Genomic DNA, 1,421 nt, shown 5'->3' on the forward strand with positions numbered 1-1,421 from the left:
GATCACTCCATGTTCCCCCGACGCCAACGCCAGGGCAAGGCTCAGAACATGGGTCAAATCTCAGTGGAAACTTGTCGACCGGCCGGGTCAGTTCTCAATGCAAATCAACAATCCCAGGATGGCATCGATGTGCTGCTCGAGATCCTGGCGCTGCTGCGCCACAAGCACGGCGTCGACGATTTCCACGCCCTCCTGATCGGCGAAGGCCCGGAACTGGAGGCCTCGCGCGCGCTGGCCGGGAGGCTGGGCCTCAACGATCATGTGACGTTCACGGGTTATCTGTCTGGCGACGCGCTGAAGCGGGCCCTGAGCTCCATCGACATTGGTCTGTGCCCGGACCCCTACAACGACTACACGCGCCGGTGCACCATGAACAAGATCATGGAATACATGGCGTTCTCCAAGCCGCTGGTGCAGTTCGACCTCGATGAGGGACGCTTCAGCGCGCAGGATGCCTCGCTCTACGCCCCCAGAGACGACATGGATGCTTTCGCGCGCTGCATCATCCAGCTGATCAACGATCCGGGCCTGCGGGCGAGAATGGGCGAGATCGGCCGAGCCCGCATCGAAGCCGTGCTGAACTGGGATGCGGAGATTCCACCGCTGCTGGCCGCCTTTGAGCGTGCCCTGGGGTCCAGCGTCGCGGACGAGAAGCAGGAGATGCGGGCCGTCCCGTGACGTGATCCGCCAAGCGCCGCCATGTTGGCGGCGCCGAGGCCTGCCCGTCCTGCGGCAGTCTGATGCGCCCCGTCCGGTTTTCGGCGAAGGGGAGCACAGGGCCTCGCCCTCGCTCAGGGCCGGAAGCGGGCCGTGAAGCGCCAGCGTTCGCCGGGCGAAACCAGCCGCACGAGGGTTGCCGCCATGCCGGCGGCCCAGGTGCGGCGCGTGACCTTGAGGCAGGGGCTGCCCCGGCTGATGGCCAGGAGACGCGCCAGCCGCGCATCCGCCGCCACCGCCTCGACGATCTGCTCCGCTTCCTCGATCGGGGCGATGGCCGTCAGGTAGGCGTTGGGCGTGCGGGAGGTGAAGTCCTGGGCGAGATAGTCGGGGGCGAAGGCGGCGTTGACGTAACGGTCCTCGATCTGGACGGGAGCGCCGCCCGAGCGGTGAACCAGAAGGCTGTGCAGCACCATTTCGCCGGGGGCGATCTGCAGGGCGGCGGCGATGTCGGCCGTGGCTCGCGTGCGCCGGATGGCGACGGCGACGGCGTCATGGACCCCGCCCTCCGCGCGGATGTCCTCGGCGATGTCGGGCACGCGCAGGAGCGAGACATCGAGGCGGCGCTGCGCGACATAGCTGCCGCGCCCCGCCGCGCGCACCACCAGCCCCTCCTGCGCGAGCTCGCGCAGGGCGCGGTGCGCCGTCATACGATGCGCACCCAAAACCCCCATCTGGCGCGGGAGTTGTTTCTGCAGATCAAC

General features: G+C 67.8%; 2 protein-coding genes. One reads left to right on the forward strand and one right to left on the reverse strand.

What is annotated here, in order from left to right; all coding sequences use genetic code 11:
• Positions 1-678 (forward strand): glycosyltransferase family 4 protein (locus ACLD7X_RS16775; RefSeq protein ID WP_411424828.1); only part of this gene is annotated, 678 nt, incomplete at its 5' end.
• Between the two features lie 113 nt (positions 679-791).
• Here the strand turns inward: ACLD7X_RS16775 and ACLD7X_RS16780 are convergent.
• Positions 792-1,367: a UTRA domain-containing protein gene (locus ACLD7X_RS16780; protein ID WP_425625413.1), complete on the reverse strand. Its 576-nt coding sequence runs from the start codon at positions 1,365-1,367 to the stop codon at positions 792-794.
• Between the last annotated feature and the right edge of the window lie 54 nt (positions 1,368-1,421).

The sequence above is a fragment of the Aphanothece microscopica RSMan92 genome (assembly GCF_046613545.2).
Classification (GTDB): domain Bacteria; phylum Cyanobacteriota; class Cyanobacteriia; order PCC-6307; family Cyanobiaceae; genus NIES-981.